Source organism: Lacticaseibacillus salsurivasis (genome assembly GCF_036246225.1).
Taxonomy (GTDB): domain Bacteria; phylum Bacillota; class Bacilli; order Lactobacillales; family Lactobacillaceae; genus Lacticaseibacillus; species Lacticaseibacillus salsurivasis.
Genome location: NZ_BTTP01000016.1, coordinates 1 through 21601, shown reverse-complemented (window position 1 = coordinate 21601; position 21601 = coordinate 1). Strand labels below are relative to the sequence as shown.

Annotated in this window: 23 protein-coding genes; 21 read left to right on the top strand and 2 right to left on the bottom strand. The window is 52.7% G+C overall.

The features are described 5' to 3' along the window. Positions 1–18 precede the first annotated feature (18 nt). The 7 genes from AAA927_RS10380 to holA all read left to right on the top strand — a co-directional run bounded on the left by AAA927_RS10380 (position 19) and on the right by holA (position 6328). Positions 19–327, top strand: coding sequence for a YlbG family protein (locus tag AAA927_RS10380; protein WP_338217764.1), 309 nt, complete (start codon positions 19–21; stop codon positions 325–327). Beyond that, positions 314–871 carry a 16S rRNA (guanine(966)-N(2))-methyltransferase RsmD gene (gene rsmD / locus AAA927_RS10375; RefSeq protein ID WP_338217763.1) on the top strand — a complete coding sequence of 186 codons (558 nt, stop codon included), beginning with the start codon at positions 314–316 and terminating at the stop codon, positions 869–871. The genes AAA927_RS10380 and rsmD overlap by 14 nt, the downstream gene beginning before the upstream one ends. Positions 872–874: 3 nt before the next feature. Next, complete coding sequence (coaD, locus tag AAA927_RS10370) at positions 875–1384, top strand: pantetheine-phosphate adenylyltransferase (RefSeq protein ID WP_338217762.1); 510 nt, start codon at positions 875–877, stop codon at positions 1382–1384. Then, the gene (locus AAA927_RS10365) at positions 1359–2432 is read left to right on the top strand and encodes a SepM family pheromone-processing serine protease (protein ID WP_435891527.1); all 1074 of its coding nucleotides are present in this window, start codon (positions 1359–1361) and stop codon (positions 2430–2432) included. Before coaD ends, AAA927_RS10365 begins: the two co-directional genes overlap by 26 nt. A 73-nt stretch (positions 2433–2505) precedes the next feature. Continuing rightward, a complete protein-coding gene (locus AAA927_RS10360) occupies positions 2506–3123 on the top strand; it encodes a helix-hairpin-helix domain-containing protein (RefSeq protein WP_338217760.1) in 618 nt (205 codons plus the stop codon). Further along, positions 3120–5291 (top strand): DNA internalization-related competence protein ComEC/Rec2, encoded by a 2172-nt coding sequence (locus AAA927_RS10355; RefSeq protein WP_338217759.1) that lies wholly within the window; start codon positions 3120–3122, stop codon positions 5289–5291. Before AAA927_RS10360 ends, AAA927_RS10355 begins: the two co-directional genes overlap by 4 nt. Then, positions 5288–6328 carry a DNA polymerase III subunit delta gene (gene holA / locus AAA927_RS10350; protein ID WP_338217758.1) on the top strand — a complete coding sequence of 347 codons (1041 nt, stop codon included), beginning with the start codon at positions 5288–5290 and terminating at the stop codon, positions 6326–6328. Before AAA927_RS10355 ends, holA begins: the two co-directional genes overlap by 4 nt. Positions 6329–6431: 103 nt before the next feature. Here the strand turns inward: holA and rpsT are convergent, their stop codons facing one another. Then, positions 6432–6686 (bottom strand): 30S ribosomal protein S20, encoded by a 255-nt coding sequence (rpsT, locus tag AAA927_RS10345; protein WP_125582876.1) that lies wholly within the window; start codon positions 6684–6686, stop codon positions 6432–6434. Positions 6687–6934: 248 nt separating this feature from the next. Between rpsT and rpsO the strand changes: the two genes are divergently transcribed. The 12 genes from rpsO (at position 6935) to AAA927_RS10285 (ending at position 20052) form a co-directional block, all read left to right on the top strand. Then, positions 6935–7204 (top strand): 30S ribosomal protein S15, encoded by a 270-nt coding sequence (gene rpsO, locus AAA927_RS10340; protein ID WP_125582878.1) that lies wholly within the window; start codon positions 6935–6937, stop codon positions 7202–7204. A gap of 499 nt (positions 7205–7703) precedes the next feature. Continuing rightward, complete coding sequence (locus AAA927_RS10335; RefSeq protein ID WP_338217757.1) at positions 7704–9386, top strand: ribonuclease J; 1683 nt, start codon at positions 7704–7706, stop codon at positions 9384–9386. A 115-nt stretch (positions 9387–9501) separates the two neighbouring features. Continuing rightward, the gene (locus AAA927_RS10330) at positions 9502–10416 is read left to right on the top strand and encodes a hypothetical protein (protein WP_338217756.1); all 915 of its coding nucleotides are present in this window, start codon (positions 9502–9504) and stop codon (positions 10414–10416) included. A gap of 225 nt (positions 10417–10641) precedes the next feature. Continuing rightward, a complete protein-coding gene (gene tuf / locus AAA927_RS10325) occupies positions 10642–11832 on the top strand; it encodes an elongation factor Tu (protein WP_203633885.1) in 1191 nt (396 codons plus the stop codon). A 152-nt stretch (positions 11833–11984) separates the two neighbouring features. Then, on the top strand, positions 11985–13172 hold the full coding sequence (locus AAA927_RS10320) for an aminotransferase-like domain-containing protein (protein WP_338217755.1): 1188 nt from the start codon (positions 11985–11987) through the stop codon (positions 13170–13172). A gap of 126 nt (positions 13173–13298) precedes the next feature. Continuing rightward, positions 13299–14090, top strand: a complete 792-nt coding sequence (locus AAA927_RS10315; protein ID WP_338217754.1) for a Cof-type HAD-IIB family hydrolase — start codon at positions 13299–13301, stop codon at positions 14088–14090. A gap of 45 nt (positions 14091–14135) precedes the next feature. After that, positions 14136–14702 carry a histidine phosphatase family protein gene (locus tag AAA927_RS10310; RefSeq protein ID WP_338217753.1) on the top strand — a complete coding sequence of 189 codons (567 nt, stop codon included), beginning with the start codon at positions 14136–14138 and terminating at the stop codon, positions 14700–14702. A 116-nt stretch (positions 14703–14818) separates the two neighbouring features. Continuing rightward, positions 14819–16156, top strand: coding sequence for a trigger factor (tig, locus tag AAA927_RS10305; protein ID WP_125581678.1), 1338 nt, complete (start codon positions 14819–14821; stop codon positions 16154–16156). Between the two features lie 769 nt (positions 16157–16925). After that, positions 16926–18179 (top strand): ATP-dependent Clp protease ATP-binding subunit ClpX, encoded by a 1254-nt coding sequence (gene clpX, locus AAA927_RS10300; RefSeq protein WP_204118754.1) that lies wholly within the window; start codon positions 16926–16928, stop codon positions 18177–18179. A 145-nt stretch (positions 18180–18324) separates the two neighbouring features. After that, positions 18325–18936, top strand: coding sequence for a ribosome biogenesis GTP-binding protein YihA/YsxC (gene yihA / locus AAA927_RS10295; RefSeq protein WP_338217752.1), 612 nt, complete (start codon positions 18325–18327; stop codon positions 18934–18936). After that, positions 18923–19213 carry a nucleoside triphosphate pyrophosphohydrolase family protein gene (locus AAA927_RS10290; protein WP_125581686.1) on the top strand — a complete coding sequence of 97 codons (291 nt, stop codon included), beginning with the start codon at positions 18923–18925 and terminating at the stop codon, positions 19211–19213. The genes yihA and AAA927_RS10290 overlap by 14 nt, the downstream gene beginning before the upstream one ends. A gap of 68 nt (positions 19214–19281) precedes the next feature. Next, the gene (locus tag AAA927_RS10285; protein ID WP_338217751.1) at positions 19282–20052 is read left to right on the top strand and encodes a sulfite exporter TauE/SafE family protein; all 771 of its coding nucleotides are present in this window, start codon (positions 19282–19284) and stop codon (positions 20050–20052) included. A 41-nt stretch (positions 20053–20093) separates the two neighbouring features. Here AAA927_RS10285 and AAA927_RS10280 read toward each other — a convergent pair whose 3' ends face one another. After that, the gene (locus tag AAA927_RS10280) at positions 20094–20246 is read right to left on the bottom strand and encodes an SPJ_0845 family protein (RefSeq protein WP_338217750.1); all 153 of its coding nucleotides are present in this window, start codon (positions 20244–20246) and stop codon (positions 20094–20096) included. A gap of 175 nt (positions 20247–20421) precedes the next feature. Between AAA927_RS10280 and AAA927_RS10275 the strand changes: the two genes are divergently transcribed. After that, positions 20422–21171, top strand: a complete 750-nt coding sequence (locus AAA927_RS10275) for an amino acid ABC transporter ATP-binding protein (RefSeq protein ID WP_125581690.1) — start codon at positions 20422–20424, stop codon at positions 21169–21171. A 74-nt stretch (positions 21172–21245) separates the two neighbouring features. Next, the coding region (locus AAA927_RS10270) for a helix-turn-helix domain-containing protein (RefSeq protein WP_338215342.1) at positions 21246–21601 on the top strand (356 nt) is incomplete at its 3' end.

The window sequence follows — 21601 nt, the reverse complement described above, 5'->3', positions numbered from 1 at the left end:
AAAAAAGGAGGCGAGCAGATGTTCACAATCACCCCGCGCCAAGGGCTGGTGGTTTGGGTCTACTCACTCAAGCAAAGTAAAGCGCTTCGGCATTATGGCACCATCATCTATACGTCCAAGCGCATGAAATATGTTTACCTGTATCTTGACCAGGCGGATCTGACGGCAACCATGACCAAGCTGAAGAAATTACGCTTCGTCAAAGCCGTCAGTCCCTCGCAAAAACCATTTTTGGCGACTGAATACAGCGGCGAAACCAGCCTAGCCGCACTAGAAGACGACGAGGACGACGACGCTCCAACGGAGGCTAACCATGCGCGTGATTAGTGGCGCCTTTCGCGGCCGGCGGTTGGTGGCTGTAGCGGGTAACGCCACCCGGCCCACTGCCGATAAAGTCAAAGAGTCTATGTTCAATATGCTTGGCCCCTATTTTGATGGCGGTCAAGCGTTGGACTTGTACGCCGGGACCGGCGCGTTGGGCATTGAAGCCGTGTCGCGGGGCATGACGCATGCGACCTTGGTCGATAAGGCTTATCCGGCAATCAAAGTCATTCAGCAAAATGTGGCTTTGACGCATGCAGAGGACCAATTCACCGTGCTTAAAGCGCCGGTTGAACGCGCGTTGACCAGCTTGGCGGCGACGCACCAGCAGTTTGACTTGGTGATGGCGGATCCGCCTTATGCCAAGCAGGCCGCTTTGACGCAGCTGCAGGAGCTGGTTGACCTGAACTTGGTCACGCCTGGCGGGCTGGTGATGTTTGAAACCGGCATGGATGTGGTTTACCCTGCGGCCATCGCCGGTTTTACCATTTTACGTCGGCAAACTTATGGCGTAGCGCAAGTGTTAATTTTGAAGCGAAACGAGGCGTAATCCGTGACGACAATCGCATTATTTCCAGGGAGTTTTGATCCCTTTACGAATGGTCACTTGAACTTGGTCACGCGGGCAGCAGGCTTGTTTGATCAGGTGATCGTGGCGGTGATGACCAACACCAGCAAAAAGCCGTTGTTTACCGGCGAGGAAAAACTGGCCTTGATCACGGCGGCGACGCAACACCTCGCCAACGTCACGGTCACGGCCGCGCCGCGACTGTTGACGGTAGCTTATGCCCAGCAGCTCGGCGCCACGGTATTGGTGCGCGGGGTGCGCGATGCCAAAGACTTCAGCTACGAAACCGATATTGCGGATATGAACCAAACGCTGGCGCCATCCGTGGAAACCGTGTTACTGCTGGCGGACAAGCAGTATCGTTATCTGTCTTCTAGTCTAATCAAGGAAGTGGCGCAATTCGGTGGTGATGTCAGCAGCTTGCTACCAAGCAATGTGAATGCTGCCTTAAAGCAAAAGCTGGCAGGTGATGGCCATGAAACGCAACCGCAATAAACGCCGGCTTTGGCTCTGGCTGGGAAGCCTCGTGGCGGTCTTGTTGGCCTTGGGCTTGGTGTTTTTCCCTACCAACTACTATGCGGAAGTACCAGGCTCTGCTGAATCGCTGAAGCCTTATGTCAAAGTCGCCGGCCATCCCGATACCGCCAAAGGGAGCTATATGTTGACTACGGTGGGCATTGTTGGCCCAGCCTCACCAGCGGTTTTGCTTTGGGCCAAGCTGCAGCCTTACTCCGAGATTTTATCCAAGCGGGAGTTGATGGGCGATGATGACTCAGCCGAATACAATTTACTTCAAAAGTTGTACATCGAAAGCGCGGCCAATGGCGCCATTGAAGCGGCCTTCAAAACTGCTGGCCAGCCGGCGACCCTCAATCACCTCGGCATTTATGTGATGTCGATTTTAGCCGGTTCGCCATTCAAAGGCCAACTCAAACTAGGGGATACCATCACCGCCTTGGATGGCAAGCACTATGCCTCTGCCGACGCCTATGTCAAAGCCATCAGCGCTCGCAAAGTGGGCAGCCGCTTGACCTTGACGTATCTACGCAAAGGTAAACAGCACCAAGCCACTGGCAAACTAATGCGGCTCCCAGGCACGCACAAAGCCGGCATCGGCATTACCTTGACGGAACATACTACGTTGACGACCAAACCCAAGGTCACGATTGACGCCGGCGAAATTGGCGGCCCCAGTGCGGGCTTGATGTTTGCCGTGCAGGTCTACACGCAGCTGACTGGCCAAAATCTTCGCCGCGGGCAAAAAATTGCCGGCACCGGCACCATTGATGGCGCTGGCACGGTCGGTCAAATCGGCGGCATCGACAAGAAGGTTTACATGGCCGATCAGGAAGGTGCTAAGGTGTTCTTCGCGCCTGATCAACCGGCAACGAAAGCCCTGTTAAAAGCTGATCCCAGCTACGAAAATAATTATGCCGTGGCCAAACGCACGGCCAAAGCGCTCAAAACCAAGATGAAAATTGTCCCGGTCAAAACGTTAAAGGACGCTTTGACCTACCTGCAGGCTGATTTGAGTCAACCGTAGTTTCACGCTGCGCCGCTTTCTTTCGGGAGAGCGGCGCTTTGAGTTTGCGAAATCTCTTCTTGGAGGTGAGCAAATGACAACGGCGAAAGCGTGGCTGCAGGAATACTGGTATGTGCCACTGGTGGTGCTGGGGCTAGGCGGATTTTTTTGGTGGCAAAGTCGCCAGTCAGTGGCCATTGAACCGGCGCCAGCTGCTAGTAGTGTCAGTGTTAGCAGCACGACGGCTGGCAGTATGAGTAGTGAGCCCCCGAAAAGTGGTTTTGTGCATATTAAAGGCGCCGTTGCCAATCCCGGCTTGTATCCCGTGACTGGTACGACGCGCTGGCAGGCGGTGGTCGAAGCGGCAGGCGGTCTGACGGCAGACGCCGATGTCACGGCAATTAATTTGGCCAAAATTGCTGTTGATCAAGAAAGCTTATATATTCCGGTTCAAGGCGAAGCGGTGCCGGCTGCCACTGGCGCCGCAGCTGCTAGTCCCGCCGCGAGCAGCACCGCGCTGGTTAATCTGAACACGGCCAGCGAAGCAGAATTGCAGACCCTAAGCGGCATCGGGCCTGCCAAGGCGGCGGATATCATTGCCTACCGGGAATCCAGCGGCGGCTTCAAAAGCGTTGAGGATTTGATGAATGTCAGCGGCATTGGTGAAAAGACTTATGAGCGCCTGGCCCCTTTGGTCACCGTGGGGCCATGAGCCGGCGCGGGCTCTTTTGGCTGACCAGTTTTCTGGCTGGGCTGTTGCTGGTGATTGGTCCGACGGTGGTGGGGCTATTGCTGCTGGCCTGGACCGGGTTTAAGGCTTATCAACTCACCCGCTGGCCGCTGGTGGTCTGTTTTGCGTGCGGGCTAGGCTGGGGCCTGCGAACGGCTAACTTAACCGCGGCGCCGCCCAAGCCCAGTGGTATGGCCACTGTCATGCCCACGGCTTGGACGGTTAGCAATGGTTTAGCTTATTACACCGGGCGCGCCGGTAATGTGCCGATTAGTGGCAGTGTCACGGTGGATGAGGACCAAGCGGCGCTGTTAGCCAATCTCACGCTGCCGGCAGAGGTGAGTTGGACAGGCGAGTTAACGCGCCTTACCGGGGCCCGCAACTTATTCGAGTTCGACTATGCGACATACGCTTGGCAACAGCAGCAGTTGGCCTGGCAAAGCCCCAAGCAAGCGCTACAGATTACCATTCGCCAGCCGCGGGGCATCATTGAATGGCTGTATCATGTGCGCGCAAGCGTGATGCAACGCTTAAAGCAGCTGCGTCCTCGCACTCAGGCTTATGCGAAGGGCTTGCTGCTAGGGGTGGTGGATTCAGATTTTGATGAGCAACGTGAAACCTTTGTCACGCTAGGCATTTTTCATTTATTCTCGGTGTCTGGGTTGCATCTGTATGCGTTGATTGGCGCCCTGTACTGGCTCACTGATCGTTTGCGCTTGCCCAAGGAAGGGGTGGATTGGGCGCTGCTAGGGCTGTTGCCAACGCTGCTGATTTTGATTCCGCCAGCGGCGGGAATTATGCGGGCGGTGTGGCTGCGGATGGTGGCCATGCTGAACCGGCGCTTAAATTGGCAGCTGTCGGGGCTAGATTGTTTCAGCTTGGTGCTGGGGCTCAACTTGTTGGTTCAGCCCTATGTGTTGCATACCATGGGCGGCCAGCTGACGTATTTGCTGTGCTTAGGCCTCATTTTGCTGCCAGCCAATCGCTGGGGGCTGACTTGGCGGCTGGTACTCCTGAGCACACCAGTGGTGCTGGCGCATACTTATCGGTTTCACTTGCTTGCCGCAGGGTTCAGCTATCTCTTGATGCCCCTGTTTGAAGTAGGGTTGATGCCCGTGCTGGTAATCATGGTTCTGTGGCCGCAGTTACCTGGTGGGGCGCTAATTGAAACGACCATCAAAACGCTGGAGGCTGGCCTGACGCAGTTGGCCCGCTTGCCCGGCGAAGTGATTTTTGGGGCCGTGCCATGGGCCTGGGCTTTGGCCGGAGTGCTACTGATTTTGATAGGCTTGGCGACGCACCACTGGTGGCCGCTGGTGAGCTGGGCAGTGATGGCTTGGTTAGTGGTGAATATGCATCCGGAGACGCGGGTGACTATGTTCGACGTCGGCCAAGGCGATGCCATTTTGATTGAAGCACCATTCAAACAAGGCACCATCCTGATTGATACTGGTGGCCGAGGCTTTGGCACGGTGCGCAACCCACCGGCGAAGCGGGCGATTGTGAATTACCTGCACGCGCGGGGCATTGATCACCTCGATCTGCTGGTGTTGACGCATGCGGATGCCGATCATGTGGGGGATGCCGGCTTGCTCACGCAGCTGATGCCGGTGCGGACTTTGGTCACCACGCCGCTGGCGGCTGACCATGCCTATATGCAAGCCGCCATGGCCGGGCAAGTCACTCAACAGCGCACGGTTTTGGCCGGCGAGACCCTCACCCTAGGGCCGTTGCAGTTGCAGGTGGTGGCGCCAAACGATGCCTCAGCCACCGAGAAAAACGCGGACTCAATCGTGCTGTATGGTAAGATAGGAGACGGCAATTGGCTTTTCACCGGCGATGCGGATGCTGGCGTGGAAACGCGCGAGCTGATGCCCCAGGCGCTTGCGGTCGATTATTTGAAGGTGGGCCACCATGGCTCGAAAACCTCGAGTGATCCTGCGTTCATCGCCCAAATCGCCCCGCAATTAGCCTTGATTTCAGCGGGGGTGGCTAATCGCTACGGCCACCCGAATGCGGAAACATTAACCACCTTCGCTAACGCGCAAGTGCCTTGGCTGAATACGGCCAGCAGTGGCATGATTTGGCTAGATTTTACGGCTAACAGCCACAGCGTGCATGAATTTTTATTGGAGGGACAGTCGCAATGACCGTACAGGAACTGATTCAACAACTTAAAACCGGCAACCTGCCGCGGTTAGTGCTACTCATGGGGACCGAGCAGATTTTGCTTGATCAAGCGTTGACCGCCTTAAAGCAGGTGATTCCGCCTGATCAGCAAACCATGAATCTTGCTAGTTATGACATGCGGCAAACCGAAGTGGGGGTGGCGCTGGATGATGCCACCTCCCCGCCATTTTTCGGCGACTGGCGCGAAGTCATTATCACCGATCCGTATTTTTTGACCGGGGAAAATCCTAAAACCACCTTGAATCAAGACGTGGATGGACTGACGACTTATTTTCAGCAACCTGTGGATTCAACTTTAATGGTGATTGTTGCGGCTTACGAGAAGTTGGATGCCCGCAAAAACGTGGTGAAGGCGCTGAAAAAAGCGGCGCTGGTGGTGGATGTGGCGCCGCTGGATGCCCGGGCGGCTCAACAGGCCGTAAAACGCGCTTTGGCCAAGCAACAAATTGACGTTGCACCGGCTGCCCTAGAGGCTTTTGCCCAACGCACCGGCGGCGACTACACCGCGATGATGCATGAATTGCCGAAACTGAAACTCTATGCTGGCGGTGGCGCCAGTTTGGATGTGGCAGCCATTGACCAGCTCGTGCCCAAGCAGCTGACCGATCGGGTGTTTGACCTGGTGGATGCGGTGGTGCGCAAACAGCCTGACCGTGCCTTGAAACTGTACCGCGACCTACTGCTCCAAAAAGAAGAACCGATTGCGCTAAACGCGTTGATGGTTGGCCAGTTTCGGTTGCTACTCCAAGTGAAAATTCTGGCTACCAAAGGCTACAGCCAAGGCAACATTCAGCAGACCTTAAAAGTGCATCCTTTCCGCATCAAAAAAGCGCTCCAAGAAAGCCGGCCAGTGCCGCTGACCACACTGGCCCGCGCCTACAAAGGCCTAGTGGAAACCGAAACCGCTATGAAAACCGGGCGCGTGGATAAGGCCTTGGCCTTTGAACTATTTGTTTTGCAGTACACGAGTAATCAGCCCATCACGGTAGGGCAATAGCCGCTAGCTAACTGCTAGTGGTTTTTGATTCGGGCGCGCAAAAAAGCGCCTCGGCAGTAGCCGAAGCGCAAAAATAAAAAAACCTGCCACTGGCAGGTTTTGCTTACTTGTTCAAAAGTGCAGCAAGACGGCTCTTATCGCGGCCAGCCTTGTTCTTGTGGATCAGGTGCTTTGATGCAGCCATGTCCAAGGCGCGAGTCGCTTCCTTGTACAAGTCCTGCGCATTGTCAGCGCCGGCGGCAGCAGCGGCACGGAACTTCTTCACGGTTGTACGCATATCGCTCTTTTGCGAGATGTTACGTTGGCGAGAAGCCTCTTGCGTCTTAACGCGCTTGATTGCTTGTTTGATTTGTGGCATGAATTTCACCTCCGGGCTGAGATTTGTAATGCGAATTATTGTTTCAACAGATAGCATTATACCGAAGGCCCAGCTGCAATGCAATAAAAACTTGTAAAGGAAAAATCCTTGATAGCATTGAAAAAACTTGCATCTAAGCCTTGCGTACGGTAAAGTAATTGAGTGATTTGAACCTGATACTTAGCTTAGCGGTTCACCGCGCTTCCCTCAGTTTCAGGCAATTATGAAAACGAAAGGTGGAATTTTCCATGGCAATCACAAAAGAACAAAAAGATGCGATCATCAAGCAATACGCCCGCAAAGACGGCGACACTGGCTCACCAGAAGTCCAGATTGCGCTGCTCACTGCTGACATCAAGAACTTGACGGATCACATGTCCAAGCACAAGAAGGACTATCACTCTTACGTGGGTGAAATGAAGAAGATCGGCCAACGCCGTAACTTGCTTCGCTACCTTCGCAACAAGGACATTAACCGCTACCGTGAACTGATCCAAAGCCTCGGCCTGCGTCGTTAATTTCAATTTGCAAAACCAAACACATCGCTGCGGCGGTGTGTTTTTTTGTGCAGTTTTAACGACATTCGTAATGGGTGTTGCTGTGTCATCATGAATGATTTCAATGTGAAACAGCCGAATTGAACAAGCAAGATCGGGGTGCATTGGCGTAAGGAGGTCGAATAGAAGAGAGAATATCAATGTAGGGCTGGGAAGCCGGAGCAGAAATGGCTCGAGGTGTTATTGTTCTTAGCCAACGGGTTTAGTTGGCTTAGAACAAGCCGCGACTTTGAGACTCGGAGAGGCTCAAAGCGCTGGCCACCACGTTCCAGCCATTTCTGTGGAGGCAGCCCTGCCCGGCAGTTAAAACGATTCAAGTCATTCGACCACGAACGCTACCTCGTCGCTGCCTGCTGGCTAGAATAGGTATTTCACGGCCTGTGTGGTACACTGTTAAAAGGAATAATTCGTTGCCAAGCGATTGGCGAAAGAACCTAATCTAATTTAACGAGGTGCTCACATGAGTAAAATCAAAGTGGTCGCACTCGGCGGCGTGCGTGAGAACGGTAAAAATATGTACGCCATCGAAGTAGACGACCAAATTTTCGTTGCCGATTTTGGGCTGAAATACCCAGACAACGAACTGCTGGGAATCGATGTTGTGATTCCTGATCTCACTTACTTGGAAGAAAACGCGGATAAAATCGCCGGCATTTTTCTGACTCACGGCCATGCCGACGCGATTGGGGCGTTGCCTTATTTTGTCAGCGAACATCCAGTGCCGGTCTTTGGTTCGGAGCTGACGATTGCGATGGCCAAGCTCAACATGACCGCCAGCCCAAAAGCTAAGAAATTCCGCGACTTCCATGTGATCACTGAGAAGTCGGTGATCGATTTCGGTAAGATCAAGGTTTCCTTCTTCCCAACAACTCACAGCATTCCTGGGAGCTTAGGGATTGTCATTGAAACGCCCAATGGTTCGATTGTTTACACCGGGGACTTCAAGTTTGACCAAAGTGCCTCCCCGAAGTACCACACGGACCTGTCGCGTTTGGCCAAAATCGGTGACCGCAAAGTGTTAGCATTGCTGTCTGATTCCAACAATGCGGAATCGCCATACCGCAGTGCAAGCGAACACGAAATTTATGATCATATCAACGAGACCTTCCGCTACCATGAAGGCCGAGTGATTGTGGCTAGTGTTGCCAATAACATTCAGCGCATCCAGCAGGTCATCAATGCTGCCGCGGCCAATAACCGCCGGGTGGTTTTGACTGGCCGCGAAGTGGAGCGGGTCGTTAAAACTGCCATTCGCCTCAAGGATATCGTGTTGCCAGACGAAGGCATCATTGCGACCACCAAGGAACTGAAAACTATGAAGCCGGAAGAAACCGTGGTACTTGAAACCGGGCGCATGGGCGAACCGCTGAAGTCACTGCAAAGGATGGCCACCAATAAGCATCGGCTGGTGCACATTCACGAAGGCGACTTGGTTTACATCACCACCACCATTTCACACGCCATGGAAACCATGGCGGCCCGCACCCGCGACATGATTTATCGCGCTGGTGGTGAAGTCAAGGCCATCTCGGAAGACATCCACGCCAGCGGCCATGCCAACAAGGACGACTTGCAGTTGATGATCAACCTGTTGCGGCCACGCTTCGTCATTCCCGTGGAAGGTGAGTATCGCCTGCTGGAAGCCCATGCTGAGATTGCCAAGGATGCCGGTATTCCGGACGAGAATGTCATCATTCCCAACGTCGGCGACATTATCAGCTACGAAAAAGGCAAGATGCATATCTCTGGCCATGTCGACGCTGGTAATACCATGATTGACGGTATCGGCGTCGGCGACATCGGTAACATCGTGTTGCGTGACCGCAAGATGCTGGCTGAAGATGGGATTTTCATTGCAGTGGTCACCATCGACCGCAAAAAGAAGAAGATCGTGGCCAAACCAAAAATTCAAAGTCGCGGTTTTGTTTACATGAAGACTTCGCGTGACCTGCTTAACGAAAGCGGCGAACTCGTGGCCAAAACCGTGCAAAAGCAACTGGACAATAAGTCCTTTGACTGGAGCACCTTGAAGCAAGCGGTGCGTGATGATTTGAGCCGGTTCTTGTTCGATCACACGAAGCGCCGGCCGGTGATTTTGCCCGTGATTATGGAAGTGAACCAAAATAGTGCTAAGCGGCAGTAGCCGTTCAAACCTGGAGCCTAGCTTCAGGTTTTTTTTATGCTTGGAAGCGCTCAAGTGGGATATTTTTTTCTGAAGCAAACATTGGTATGATGTTAACCAAAGGGGAGTGAAGCGCATGGGAAAAATCGTGCCTTTGCCAAATAGTGGCAGCCGCCATATGAGCCTTGGCGTTTCTGCCTTGCAAAAGCAGAACTACGCCAGCGCTGTGGCACATTTAGAAAAGGCGTACAAGGAAACGCCGGTGTTCGAGGTGGCCCGGCCACTGGTCAAAGCACTGGTGGGGTTGCATCAAAGCAGCGAAGCGTTGCCTTACGTCAGTGAGTATATGGAAGATTTCTTGGCCAGTGATAGCACCACCAAGTTGTTGTTTGAAGTGTTGTTGGACCTGCCTGATTACCGGTTTGCCTGGGCGGTGTTGCACCATGTTGAGAGCAGCAAAGCCGCAGCCTTTGAGCAGCAAATCACGGCTGCCGAAACGGCTGATCTCACCGCGCACGGGGATGAGATTGCTGACCTAGCTCGGCGGTTGCGCCATCTGGGTGGGTTGAGCCCACATGAGCAGGAGCAGTTGATTCAGCAACTTGGCCGGTTGCCGAAAGTCAAAATCATCGAGGCGGCCAAGCCTAATCTAGTTGATCCTGATGTCCATCCGGCTATTCGCGTCAGCTTACTGGACGCGCTGACGGCGGTAGGCGAAGCAACGCCGGTGGAAGTGACGAGCTACCAGACCACTGCCGAGGTCATTCCCAGTGCACTACCTGGTGTGATGAATGATCCGACCATGCTGCAGGTGCTGAATCAAATTCAGCTCCAAGTCGGCTTAGCGGATCCCGAGCTGATGAAGGCCACCGTGGAAACTTTGCGCTTTGAACTGGGTTATCTTTATCCCTTTATTGGCGAAGCCGTCCCAGATCCCAAGCATTTTGCGGCCAGTTACCTCAACCGCGACCGCCCTGAGGTGACCGCCGAGGAGCACGCCTTGTTTGACTGGTTAGGGACGCAGACCCAGGCCTTGACCGCCCTTAGTTGAGCGGGTGAACGGTAGCCGGAGCGACTCAAAAGACGTGTAAAGCAAAAAAACTTGACTAGGATGGTTTACAAAACCGGGGGTTCTCGGTATAATCATTTTCGGAATTCATTTCCAGCCAAAATATTGTTTTGGTATTTTGGCGTGAATGTAGTAAGATAGAACGTAAAGGATTACGGGCGGCTTTGCCTGTGTCTTTACGAAAATATACAGGAGGTTCGTTTTTTCATGGCTGAAAAAGAACACTATGAACGCACTAAGCCCCACGTAAACATTGGTACGATTGGGCACGTTGACCACGGTAAGACTACTTTGACCGCGGCTATCACCAAGGTACTTTCCGAAAAGGGCCTCGCTAAGGCGCAGGACTACGCATCAATCGATGCTGCCCCAGAAGAAAAGGAACGTGGCATCACGATCAACACCGCCCACGTTGAATACGAAACCGAAAAGCGTCACTATGCGCATATCGATGCCCCAGGGCACGCGGACTACGTTAAGAACATGATCACCGGCGCTGCTCAGATGGATGGTGCGATCTTGGTTGTTGCGGCTACTGATGGCCCAATGCCACAGACCCGTGAACACATCCTGCTGGCTCGTCAGGTTGGTGTTGACTACATCGTTGTCTTCTTGAACAAGACCGACTTGGTTGACGATGACGAATTGATCGACTTGGTTGAAATGGAAGTTCGTGAACTTCTGTCCGAATACGATTTCCCTGGTGACGATATTCCTGTTATCCGTGGTTCAGCCCTCAAGGCCCTTGAAGGCGACAAGGAACAAGAAAAAGTTATCGAAGAACTCATGGACACCGTTGATGAATACATCCCAACGCCAGTTCGTGATACCGACAAGCCTTTCTTGATGCCTGTTGAAGACGTCTTCACCATTACTGGTCGTGGGACGGTTGCTTCTGGTCGTATCGACCGTGGTACCGTCAAGATCGGTGACGAAGTCGAAATCGTTGGTCTGAAGGACGAAGTTCTGAAGTCCACCGTTACCGGCCTTGAAATGTTCCGTAAGACCCTTGACTTGGGTGAAGCCGGCGATAACGTTGGTGTTCTGCTTCGTGGTGTTAACCGCGACCAAGTTGTTCGTGGTCAGGTCCTGGCAAAGCCAGGTTCCATCCAGACCCACAAGAAGTTCAAGGGTGAAGTTTATATCCTGACGAAGGAAGAAGGCGGCCGTCACACGCCATTCTTCTCCAACTACCGTCCTCAGTTCTACTTCCACACCACCGACGTTACCGGTGTGATCGAACTGCCAGAAGGTGTTGAAATGGTTATGCCTGGCGACAACGTTACGTTCGAAGTCGACATGATCGCGCCAGTTGCTCTTGAAAAAGGTACGAAGTTCACCGTTCGTGAAGGTGGCCGTACTGTTGGTGCCGGGGTCGTTTCTGAAATCCTCGACTAATTCAACCTTTAACAGCGTTTCGCTTCGGCGAAGCGCTGTTTTTGATTGTTTAAATGAAAATCTTTCAATCTAAAATAAATAAGATGAGTTTTACTTAACCTCGGCAGCCCGGTACCATGGAGTTATCGTAAGATACGAAAGGACGCGGTCACATGAAGTTTGCCAGTCGAGTTGCCACCACCATGCAGTCAGGGTTAGATGAACTCTTTACTGCCCCAGATCCGGCACTCATCTCGTTTGCCGGCGGGTATCCTGACGCCACCATGTTTCCCCAGGGAGCATTGCAGGCGGCTTTTGCACAAGCCACTGCTGAACCGGCTGCTTTTCAATATGGCGATAGTTGGGGATTACCTAAGCTGCGCAAGCACATTGCCCAGTGGCTACAAGCAGATGGCATTGGGGCCTCGGCGCAGGATGTGCTTTTGACCCAAGGGGCGCAGCAAGGCATTGATCTCGTGGCCAAGATGCTCCTTAATCCTGGTGACGGTTTGGTGGTCGAGGCGCCAACCTACTTAGGCGCGCTGGCTGCTTTCAACGCGTATGAACCGCATTACTATGAAGTCCCCATGGCCAGTGATGGTATGGATCTAGGCGAGCTACAAAAGGTTTTGATGACCCACGACGTCAAAATGATTTATACCGTGCCGGATTTTCAGAATCCGACAGGCGCGGTGATGTCTTTGGCCAAACGTAAAGCCCTGATCGCGTTGGCCAACCAGTATGACGTCATCATTCTGGAGGACGGGCCATATCGCTGGTTGCGGTATCAAGGCGAGTCGCTGCCACCGCTGAAGCATTTTGACACCCAAGGGCGCGTGATTTTTCTCGGTAGCATGTCCAAAATTCTGGCGCCGAGCTTGCGGTTAGGGTGGATGGTCGCCGCCCCGAAGCTGCTAGCGGCGGCAGCGGCGTTGCGCGGGGCTAGTGATGTCGAATCGAGCCAGTTGGTCCATCGCGCCGTGGCGCTGTACCTGGAGCAAAATGACTTTGATGCTCATCTGGACCAGCTCCGCCAGTGCTATGGCGCCAAGCTCGAGCTGATGCATCATGCCATCAGCGCGCAACTCCCAGCAGGGTATCAGCTGAGTCAGCCGGCGGGTGGGTTCTTCCTGTGGTTGACGGCGCCCGCTGGTGTGGATATGACGGTGCTGCAGGCGCAGCGGTTGACCCCAGCGCATGTGAGTGTCGTGCCGAGCAAAAATCTCACCCCTTCGCATCAGTTGCTCAATGGCGCGCGATTGACCTTTGCGGCGCCGCCAACGGCCAAGATTGAACCAGGCAGTGCCCGGTTGACCGCCGCCTTAGCGGCCACTGCGACAGCCCAGGCCCATCGTGCTTAGCGTTCATACCGGCTTGATGCCGGTTTTTTTGTGGGGAATTTGACCATAACCGCTGCGAAAATTGACCGCTTGCTAGGTTGAAGTTTGCTACAATGAGATATGAAAACGTCACCACAGGAGGTCTTTATGTTTCAACTTGTTGCAGTGGATATGGATGGCACTTTTTTGCGCTCTGATCAGGACTATGATCGGGCCCGTTTTGCCAAGGTCCATCAAATGCTAACTGATCACGGCGTGCGCTTCGTGGTCGCCAGTGGTAATCAGTATTATCAGCTAAAAAGCTTTTTTGAAGCTTATCCGGAGACGATTTATGTGGCCGAAAATGGCGCCTACATCCGCGATGAAACGCAAACCTATGCGGTGCACACCTTTACCCCAGCAGAAACGGCCAAGATTACTGCGATTCTGACCAGCCATCCCGAATTGAAAATCGTCGCGTGCGGGGTGAAAAGCGGGTACGTCCGCGCCAGTGAAGGCGAGGCCTTTATCACCAACACCAGGCGCTACTATCACCGGCTGGCGGTGCAGCCAACCCTTGAGGTGACGGATGATGACATTCTCAAGTTTGGGATGAACTTTCCGCCTGAGCGCACCGAGGAATTTCTGCAGGTGCTTGGTGAAGAGCTCAAGGGCTTGGCGGTGGCGACTTCCAGTGGCCATGGCGATATTGATATTATTCAGCCCGGCCGGCATAAAGCCGCTGGGCTGGCTGAACTAGGCAAGGTGCTCAATATTCCGCTGGCCAATATGGCAGCCTTTGGGGACGGGGGCAACGACCTCGAAATGATCAAGGAAGTTGGCTTAGGCGTGGCGATGGCCAACGCCCAACCTGCAGTCAAGCAAGCGGCAGATGCGCAGACTGGCGATAATAACGCGCAAGGCGTGCTGGCGTTTCTCGAAGATTATTTTAAAGATTAAGCATGGCGCCGCGGGAGACGCGGCGTTTTTTAATGAGGCGAGGATATGAAGACGTTATATTTGATGCGGCATGGAGAAACGTTATTTAATGAATTGCGGCGCATTCAAGGCTGGTGTGATTCACCCTTGACCGCCAGAGGTATTGGCCAAGCTTTGGCCGCCAGACAGTGGTTTGCAACGCAGGGCATAACGCTGGATGAGGCCTTTTGTTCCACGGCAGAGCGGGCGTCAGACACGTTGGAGCTGGTCACCAAACTGCCTTATCAACGCAAAAAAGGCTTGCGCGAGCATGGTTTTGGTCAATTTGAAGGCCAACCGGAATATCTGAACCCGACGCCGCCCTATGGGGACTTTTTCGTGCCTTGGGGCGGGGAAAGCGATGCTCAGCTTGAAGCGCGCATCACCCAAACCATCGGTAACATCATGGCGGCGGCCACCGGATCAAACATTTTAGTGGTGTCGCATGCTGGGGCGTGTCACACATTTTTGCAGCATTATGCCCCTAATCAGTTGCATCAGCGCTTGCCAAATGCGGGGATTATCATCTTTGATTACGCGCAAGGGAACTTTAAGCTACGCCAGATTGTTGACCCGCAAAATGCCGAGGCGTGATTGTGACGTAAAGTTTTTTTACTTGTCAGCCCGCGTTGCGTTTACAAATGCGGGTTTTTCGCGTATGATATGAAAAGTATGCAATACGAATAACATAATTTAGTCGGAGGGATATCATGGCTGCAAATTGGGAAAAGAAGGGCGACACAGACGGCGTCCTGACTTTTGAAATCGCACAAGATAAGATCAAAGAAGGTCTGGACAAAGCGTTCAACCGCGTTAAGAAGAACCTGAACATTCCAGGTTTCCGGAAGGGCCACGTGTCTCGCACCGTGTTCGACCGCATGTATGGCGAAGCGGCATTGTACGAAGATGCCTTGAACATTGTTTTGCCAGACGCTTACGATGCTGCTATCGCTGAAGCCGGCATTAATGCCGTTGATCAGCCAAAAATCGACATCGACAGCATGGACGAAGGCAAGCCTTGGGTGATCAAGGCCACCGTCACCGTGGCGCCAGAAGTAACGCTGGGCGACTACAAGGGCATCACCGTTGACAAGCAGGACCGCACCATCAGCGATGCTGACGTTGATGCTGAACTGACCAAGAAGCAGGAAAGCCAAGCCGAACTGGTGCTCAAGGAAGACGGCGCCGCTGAAAAAGGCGACACGTTGACCATCGATTATGTCGGCACTGTTGACGGCAAGGAATTCGATGGCGGCTCCGCTAAGAACTACGCCTTGGAATTGGGCTCTAACTCCTTCATTCCTGGTTTTGAAGATCAACTGATTGGGGCCAAGGCGGGCGATGAAGTCACCGTTAAGGTTACCTTCCCAGAAGATTACCAAGCCAAGGATTTGGCTGGCAAGGATGCTGAATTCAAGACCACCGTTCACGAAATCAAGAGCAAGGAATTGCCTGCTTTGGACGACGATTTTGCCAAGGATCTGGACGACGAAGACGTTGAAACCCTGGAAGAACTGAAGCTGAAGATCAAGTCTGACTTGCAAGCCAAGAAGGACGAAGAAGCAGACGATGCCATTCAGGAACAGGCGATTGCGAAGGTCGTTGACAACGCCACGATTCCAGCTATTCCCCAAGCCATGATTGACACCGAAGTGGACAACCAGATGAACCAATACCTGGGTTCCATGCAGCAACAGGGCATCGATCCAAAGATGTACTACCAGCTGACTGGCACTTCCGAAGCCGACCTGAAGAAGCAATTTGCTTCTAACGCTGAAAGCCGCGTCAAGACTAACTTGGTCCTTGAAGCAGTCGTTAAAGCGGAAAAGATCGAACCAACCGAAGACCAAGTTAAGGGTGAAATCAAGCGCTTGGCTGGCGAATACAACATGGAAGAAAAGGCCGTTCGTCGTGCCTTGACCGATGACATGTTGAAGCATGATATCGGCGTTCAAGATGCCATCACCGTCATCACCGACTCAGTGAAGGAAGTTGCCCCAAAGGCAGCTGACAAAGCCGATGCCGATAAGGAAGACGCTGACAAGTAACCTTGGGCCTTGCAAGGGCACTCCTCCGCTTTAGGGGGGAGTGCTTTTTGCATCTTGGAGGCAATATGATACGAATCATGCGCTTATTTGTCCGCTTAGTCGGCGGCCCAGAAAAACGTGCGCTTTTGATGATGCTAAGCGGGGTCGCGCTATTCCTCCTAGCCCGCCGGCGTCAGTGGCGCCCAACCGCCCGCAAATTGCTGCTGACATTGGCCGCAGCAGTAGTGACAGCAGGAATACTGATTTTAGTCTTGGGATATTAGCGCTTCAGTCAGCTCGATATTTCACATGCGAAGGCTGCATAACAGGCTGAAATCGCCCGTCGAAAGGCTATGTCCTGGATTGGGGTACCCCAGAGTCAGCCAACTGGAGCAGGTATGGGCTCAGTGGTGAAATTGTTCTTAGCCAGTGGGCTGTGCTGGCTTAGAACAAGCTGCGACGTTGAGACAAGCAAAGCTTGGCTCAAAGCGCTGGCCACCACGTTCCAGCCCCTGGCTGCGGAGGTTAGCTGACTCGGCAGTGTAGTGCCCCTCCGCAGCATAGTCGCGCTGCGGTCGGCAACGTCCGAGCGATTAGCTACGCACCAAGCCTCACCATCAAAGAGCGATGGCAATGCTTGGCGCTAGGCTACTCGTCGGACTAAGCCCGCCGACCTCCGCGGCCTAGCTTTTGACAAACTCGGTTTTGTTGTGCTACGCTGTTGCGGTTTGACTAGGCATGGTGCCGCGGTTTTGGTATCATGAAGGTAACAAGAAGGGGTTGAAGATTAATGTTTGACAACGTTGAAACCACCGGTCCGGTGACCTGCTCATTTTGCGGGAAATCCCAAGATCAGGTGAAGAAAATCGTTGCTGGCCCTGGGGTTTATATTTGCAATGAATGTATCGACCTCTGCAAGGAAATCATCGACGAAGAATTCAAGGCTGACGCCGCTTCCAACATGTTGGAAGTACCAAAGCCAATCGACATTTTGAGCATTTTGAATGACTATGTCATCGGTCAAGATGCCGCTAAAAAAGCACTCGCCGTGGCGGTTTATAACCACTACAAGCGGGTTAACCAAATGGAAGTCGCTGACAAAGGCGACACTGAGCTACAAAAGTCCAACATCGCGTTGATCGGACCAACCGGGTCAGGGAAGACTTTCTTGGCCCAGAGTTTGGCGCGGATTTTGAATGTGCCATTTGCTATTGCCGATGCGACCACCTTGACTGAGGCGGGTTATGTCGGCGAAGACGTCGAGAACATTTTGCTCAAGCTGCTGCAAAACGCCGATTACGACGTGGAGCGGGCCGAAAAGGGCATTATCTACATCGACGAAATCGATAAGATCGCCAAGAAGTCTGAGAACGTCTCCATCACCCGCGATGTTTCTGGTGAAGGCGTGCAGCAAGCCTTGCTGAAGATTTTGGAAGGCACGATTGCCAACGTGCCACCGCAGGGCGGGCGTAAGCATCCGCAACAGGAATTCATCCAAATCGACACCACGAATATTTTGTTCATTGTTGGTGGGGCGTTTGACGGCATCGAAGGTATCGTCAAGAACCGCCTCGGTGAAAAGACCATTGGCTTCGGCAAGAATTCAGACAACACCGAAGTTGATGAGCAAAAGTCACTGATGCAGCAAATCGTGCCGGAAGATTTGATGAAGTTCGGGATCATCCCTGAATTTATCGGCCGGATTCCGATTATTGCGTCCCTTGAGAAGCTGACGGAAGACGATTTGGTGCGGATTTTGACCGAACCAAAGAACGCCTTGGTCAAGCAGTATCAAAAGCTGCTCTCGCTGGATGACACTAAGCTGGAATTCACCCAAGGCGCGCTTCACGCCATTGCCCATAAGGCGATTGTGCGCGACACTGGGGCCCGTGGTTTGCGGAGCATCATTGAAGCCGTGATGCAAGATATGATGTTCACGTTGCCAAGTGAACCAGATGTGGTTAAGGCCGTCGTGACCAAGGCGGCGGTTGAAGGCACTGGGAAGCCGGAGCTGATTAAAGCCGACGATCGTAAAGCCTCATAAGTTTGAAATAAGCTAGGCCAAGCTGATGATCAGCTTGGTCTTTTTTTATGCAATCAATTTTGTCCTGGGTTTGTTTACCGATGCTGGGGCCCCTTTTGCCAGCTGGTATGATACACTTAATGGCGAAAGATTTTAGGAGGTCACCATGAAAGTCAATAACGTGAGCCTGACCATCAGTGCGGTTAGTGCCAAGCAATACCCGGAAACAGGTTACCCCGAAATTGCCTTTGTCGGCCGCAGTAATGTCGGCAAATCGAGCTTGATCAATCGCCTGATCGATCGCAAAAGCATGGCCCGGACTTCGAGTGTCCCGGGCAAAACCCAGACCCTGAACTTCTACGACATTGAAGACCAATTGTATTTTGTCGATGTCCCTGGCTATGGCTTTGCTAAGGTATCCAAAGCGGCACGGGCGAAGTTTGCGGCTATGATTGAGGAATACTTAAGCACCCGGCAGCAGCTGCACGGCGCGGTGTTATTGGTCGATGCCCGACATTTGCCAAGTGCCGATGATGTGTCGATGTATCAGTATCTGAAGTATTTCAACATCGATGTATTGGTGATCGGCACTAAGGTCGACAAAACCAGCAAGGCACGGCGGCAAACCATCATGCGTGACATTAAAAAGACCTTGGATCTGAACCAAACCGATCAGCTGATTATGTTTTCCGCCGAAACTGGGGAAGGTAAAGACGCGGTCTGGGCCTGGTTAGAAGCGCAAGCAAATATTGGAGGCAATGATCATGGAATTGAATGAGTATCAGGAAAAGGCCAATAAGACCCTGGCCGGCAATGAGCATGTGCTGACCAACCTCGCCTTGGGGTTGGCTTCAGATGGCGGGCAAGTGGTCGATCGCATCAAGCGCTACACCTTCCAAGGGCAGGACCTCGATCAAGAACAGCTTAAAGCCGAGCTTGGCGATGTCCTTTGGTACTTATCCCAAATCGCCTTATGGGCTGATATTCCATTTGAGGAAGTCGCCAAAGCGAATCTGCAGACCTTAGCCAAGAAGTATCCCAATATCAAGCTATAAACTAGTCATAACGCAGCCAGCGGCCTGCCGATTTTCAGTCTGGCCGCTGGTTTTATCATGAGGCGCAAATGAATCCAATTCTATTAACTTTAATTCTATTACTGACTGGGGTGGCTGGTGGGCTAATCAGCTCCACCGCTGGCATGGCCTCGCTGGTCACGTATCCAGTGTTGCTGGCGTTAGGCGTGCCGCCAGTGTCGGCCAATGTTACTAACACGGCGGCGATGATTTTCACGGGAGTGGGTTCCGGGCTGGCGTCCACTCAAGAGCTCTCGGCGCATCGCAAATTGATGTGGCAGGTCGGCGTCTGGGCTGTGATCGGCGGCATCGTCGGCGCATTGATTTTGGCAGTGGCGCCGGCTTCCAGTTTTGAGAAAGTAGTGCCGTTTCTGATTGCCATTGCCGGGGTGCTGATGTTGTCATCGCTGCGTCAAAAGCCCGCGCCTGAGCAGGTCGGTCACACCGTTCGCGGCTGGCGTTTGGTTGGCCGTAATTTCCTAATTTTCTTGGTTGGGGTGTATATCGGCTACTTCGGGGCTTCGGCTGGCGTGATGATGGTCTCCATTTTGGCGGTGACCTTACCCGTCAGTTTTGCCGTCAGCAACGCGTTGAAAAACTTCGCGACGTTGCTGACCAATATCGTCTCGCTGGTGATTTACGCCTTCACCACCAAAGTCTACTGGTTGATGGTGATTCCGCTGGGGCTGGGGATGTTTGCCGGCGGCCTGCTGGGTCCGGTGGTGGTGCGCCATGTTTCTAATCGCCTAATCAGATTGTTGATTGGCATTGGTGCTTTCGCCTTGGCGGGATATTTCTTTTATACCGCGTATGTTCTGTGAATCAAAAATGCCGAGCGCGAGGCTCGGCATTTTTGATTCGTTCATTTCTTAGCGGCTTTTTTGGCCTTGGCGGCTTTCGCCTGGTCTTCTTGCTTTTTCGGATCATTGCCAGTGGCTTTTGCTTCATCAGGCACCGTGGCAAACTTATCAAACATTTCGCCCCAGTCGGTTTTGGTATTCACTTTTAAGCCCATAATGTTGTGCTCCTTCCGCCTTGCTTTTGGCGCTAGTATAGCACGCAGCGGCGACGGACGCCAAATGTTGAATAAAAATAGAATAGATATTGCATAAATACTAATTTGCGTGTATAGTAAACGACATGATAGTCAAGATGCCGGTAAAATTCGGCCGTGAAGGGAAGAATGGGTTATGAGCGTTGAACAACCATTGATTCAAGTGAACCATCTCGTTAAAAAGTTTGGCGATAACATTGTCTTGAATGACATTACCGAAACCATCAACAAAGGCGACGTCATTGTTGTCATTGGGGCGTCAGGCGGTGGGAAAAGTACCTTCCTGCGCAGTCTCAATTTGCTGAATCAGCCGACCTCTGGCCAGGTGCTGTTTGAAGGCACCGACTTGACCTCCCTGAGCGAAAAGCAGCTCGATGTGGTGCGGGAAAAAATGGGGATGGTGTTCCAGCAGTTCAACCTGTTCCCGAACATGACCGTCTTGGATAATATCAAGTTGGCCCCGATGAAAGTCAAGGCGCAAAGCGAGGCCGATGCCACGGCTAAAGCCAAGGCGCTACTGGCGCAAGTCGGCCTGGAAGATAAGGCCGATGCTTTCCCGACCAGCTTATCTGGGGGCCAAATGCAGCGGGTGGCCATTGCCCGCGCTTTGGCCATGGAACCGGATGTGATGCTGTTTGACGAACCGACCTCAGCCCTGGATCCAGAAATGGTGGGCGAAGTGCTGAAGGTCATGGAAGATCTAGCCAAGTCGGGCATGACCATGGTCATTGTGACCCACGAAATGGGCTTTGCCCGGGAAGTGGCCAATGAAGTGTGGTTCATGGATGACGGCATCATTGCCGAAAAAGGCAAGCCAGAAGCGATTTTCTCACATCCAGAGCATCCACGGACCCAAGACTTCCTCAGCAAAGTCTTGGCGCAATAATAAAAGATCCTGGCCGACATTGAAGTGCCCTACAATTGTTAGACAAGAAGTCTAACGATTGTGGGGCATTTCTTGTGACCAAATATAGTAACGAATTAAAGGCAAAAGTGGTTTCTGAATACTTGAAAGGCGGTATTGGTTACAGAGAGCTCAGCGTTCGATATGGTATTCCTTCGCGCGCTAATATTCGAACCTGGGTCAATCAAGCTAAGGCTCATGGTCTCGAATCTCTGAAAGTTAAGCATACAAAAGTTGAATACTCTCAAGCATTCAAGATTGCCGTGGTAGAGTATGTGCATACACATCAAGTAAGTCGTGCGCAAACTGCGGCTCATTTCGGTATCTCTCCCAGCCAGGTTAATTCTTGGTATCGCATCGTCAGAGATCAAGGCGTGGCTGGTTTGCGCTCTACTCACAAAGGGAGACCAGC

Bases quoted from the DNA above. Each gene is read 5' to 3' on its own strand.
- yihA (WP_338217752.1), top strand. From the start codon at position 18,325: ATGAAAGTCAATAACGTGAGCCTGACCATCAGTGCGGTTAGTGCCAAG.
- AAA927_RS10315 (WP_338217754.1), top strand. From the start codon at position 13,299: ATGTTTCAACTTGTTGCAGTGGATATGGATGGCACTTTTTTGCGCTCT.
- tuf (WP_203633885.1), top strand. From the start codon at position 10,642: ATGGCTGAAAAAGAACACTATGAACGCACTAAGCCCCACGTAAACATT.
- AAA927_RS10365 (WP_435891527.1), top strand. From the start codon at position 1,359: ATGGCCATGAAACGCAACCGCAATAAACGCCGGCTTTGGCTCTGGCTG.
- AAA927_RS10320 (WP_338217755.1), top strand. From the start codon at position 11,985: ATGAAGTTTGCCAGTCGAGTTGCCACCACCATGCAGTCAGGGTTAGAT.
- AAA927_RS10330 (WP_338217756.1), top strand. From the start codon at position 9,502: ATGGGAAAAATCGTGCCTTTGCCAAATAGTGGCAGCCGCCATATGAGC.
- AAA927_RS10360 (WP_338217760.1), top strand. From the start codon at position 2,506: ATGACAACGGCGAAAGCGTGGCTGCAGGAATACTGGTATGTGCCACTG.
- AAA927_RS10335 (WP_338217757.1), top strand. From the start codon at position 7,704: ATGAGTAAAATCAAAGTGGTCGCACTCGGCGGCGTGCGTGAGAACGGT.
- rsmD (WP_338217763.1), top strand. From the start codon at position 314: ATGCGCGTGATTAGTGGCGCCTTTCGCGGCCGGCGGTTGGTGGCTGTA.
- AAA927_RS10310 (WP_338217753.1), top strand. From the start codon at position 14,136: ATGAAGACGTTATATTTGATGCGGCATGGAGAAACGTTATTTAATGAA.
- holA (WP_338217758.1), top strand. From the start codon at position 5,288: ATGACCGTACAGGAACTGATTCAACAACTTAAAACCGGCAACCTGCCG.
- tig (WP_125581678.1), top strand. From the start codon at position 14,819: ATGGCTGCAAATTGGGAAAAGAAGGGCGACACAGACGGCGTCCTGACT.
- AAA927_RS10285 (WP_338217751.1), top strand. From the start codon at position 19,282: ATGAATCCAATTCTATTAACTTTAATTCTATTACTGACTGGGGTGGCT.
- rpsO (WP_125582878.1), top strand. From the start codon at position 6,935: ATGGCAATCACAAAAGAACAAAAAGATGCGATCATCAAGCAATACGCC.
- AAA927_RS10280 (WP_338217750.1), bottom strand. From the start codon at position 20,246: ATGGGCTTAAAAGTGAATACCAAAACCGACTGGGGCGAAATGTTTGAT.
- AAA927_RS10290 (WP_125581686.1), top strand. From the start codon at position 18,923: ATGGAATTGAATGAGTATCAGGAAAAGGCCAATAAGACCCTGGCCGGC.
- AAA927_RS10355 (WP_338217759.1), top strand. From the start codon at position 3,120: ATGAGCCGGCGCGGGCTCTTTTGGCTGACCAGTTTTCTGGCTGGGCTG.
- rpsT (WP_125582876.1), bottom strand. From the start codon at position 6,686: ATGCCACAAATCAAACAAGCAATCAAGCGCGTTAAGACGCAAGAGGCT.
- AAA927_RS10275 (WP_125581690.1), top strand. From the start codon at position 20,422: ATGAGCGTTGAACAACCATTGATTCAAGTGAACCATCTCGTTAAAAAG.
- AAA927_RS10380 (WP_338217764.1), top strand. From the start codon at position 19: ATGTTCACAATCACCCCGCGCCAAGGGCTGGTGGTTTGGGTCTACTCA.
- clpX (WP_204118754.1), top strand. From the start codon at position 16,926: ATGTTTGACAACGTTGAAACCACCGGTCCGGTGACCTGCTCATTTTGC.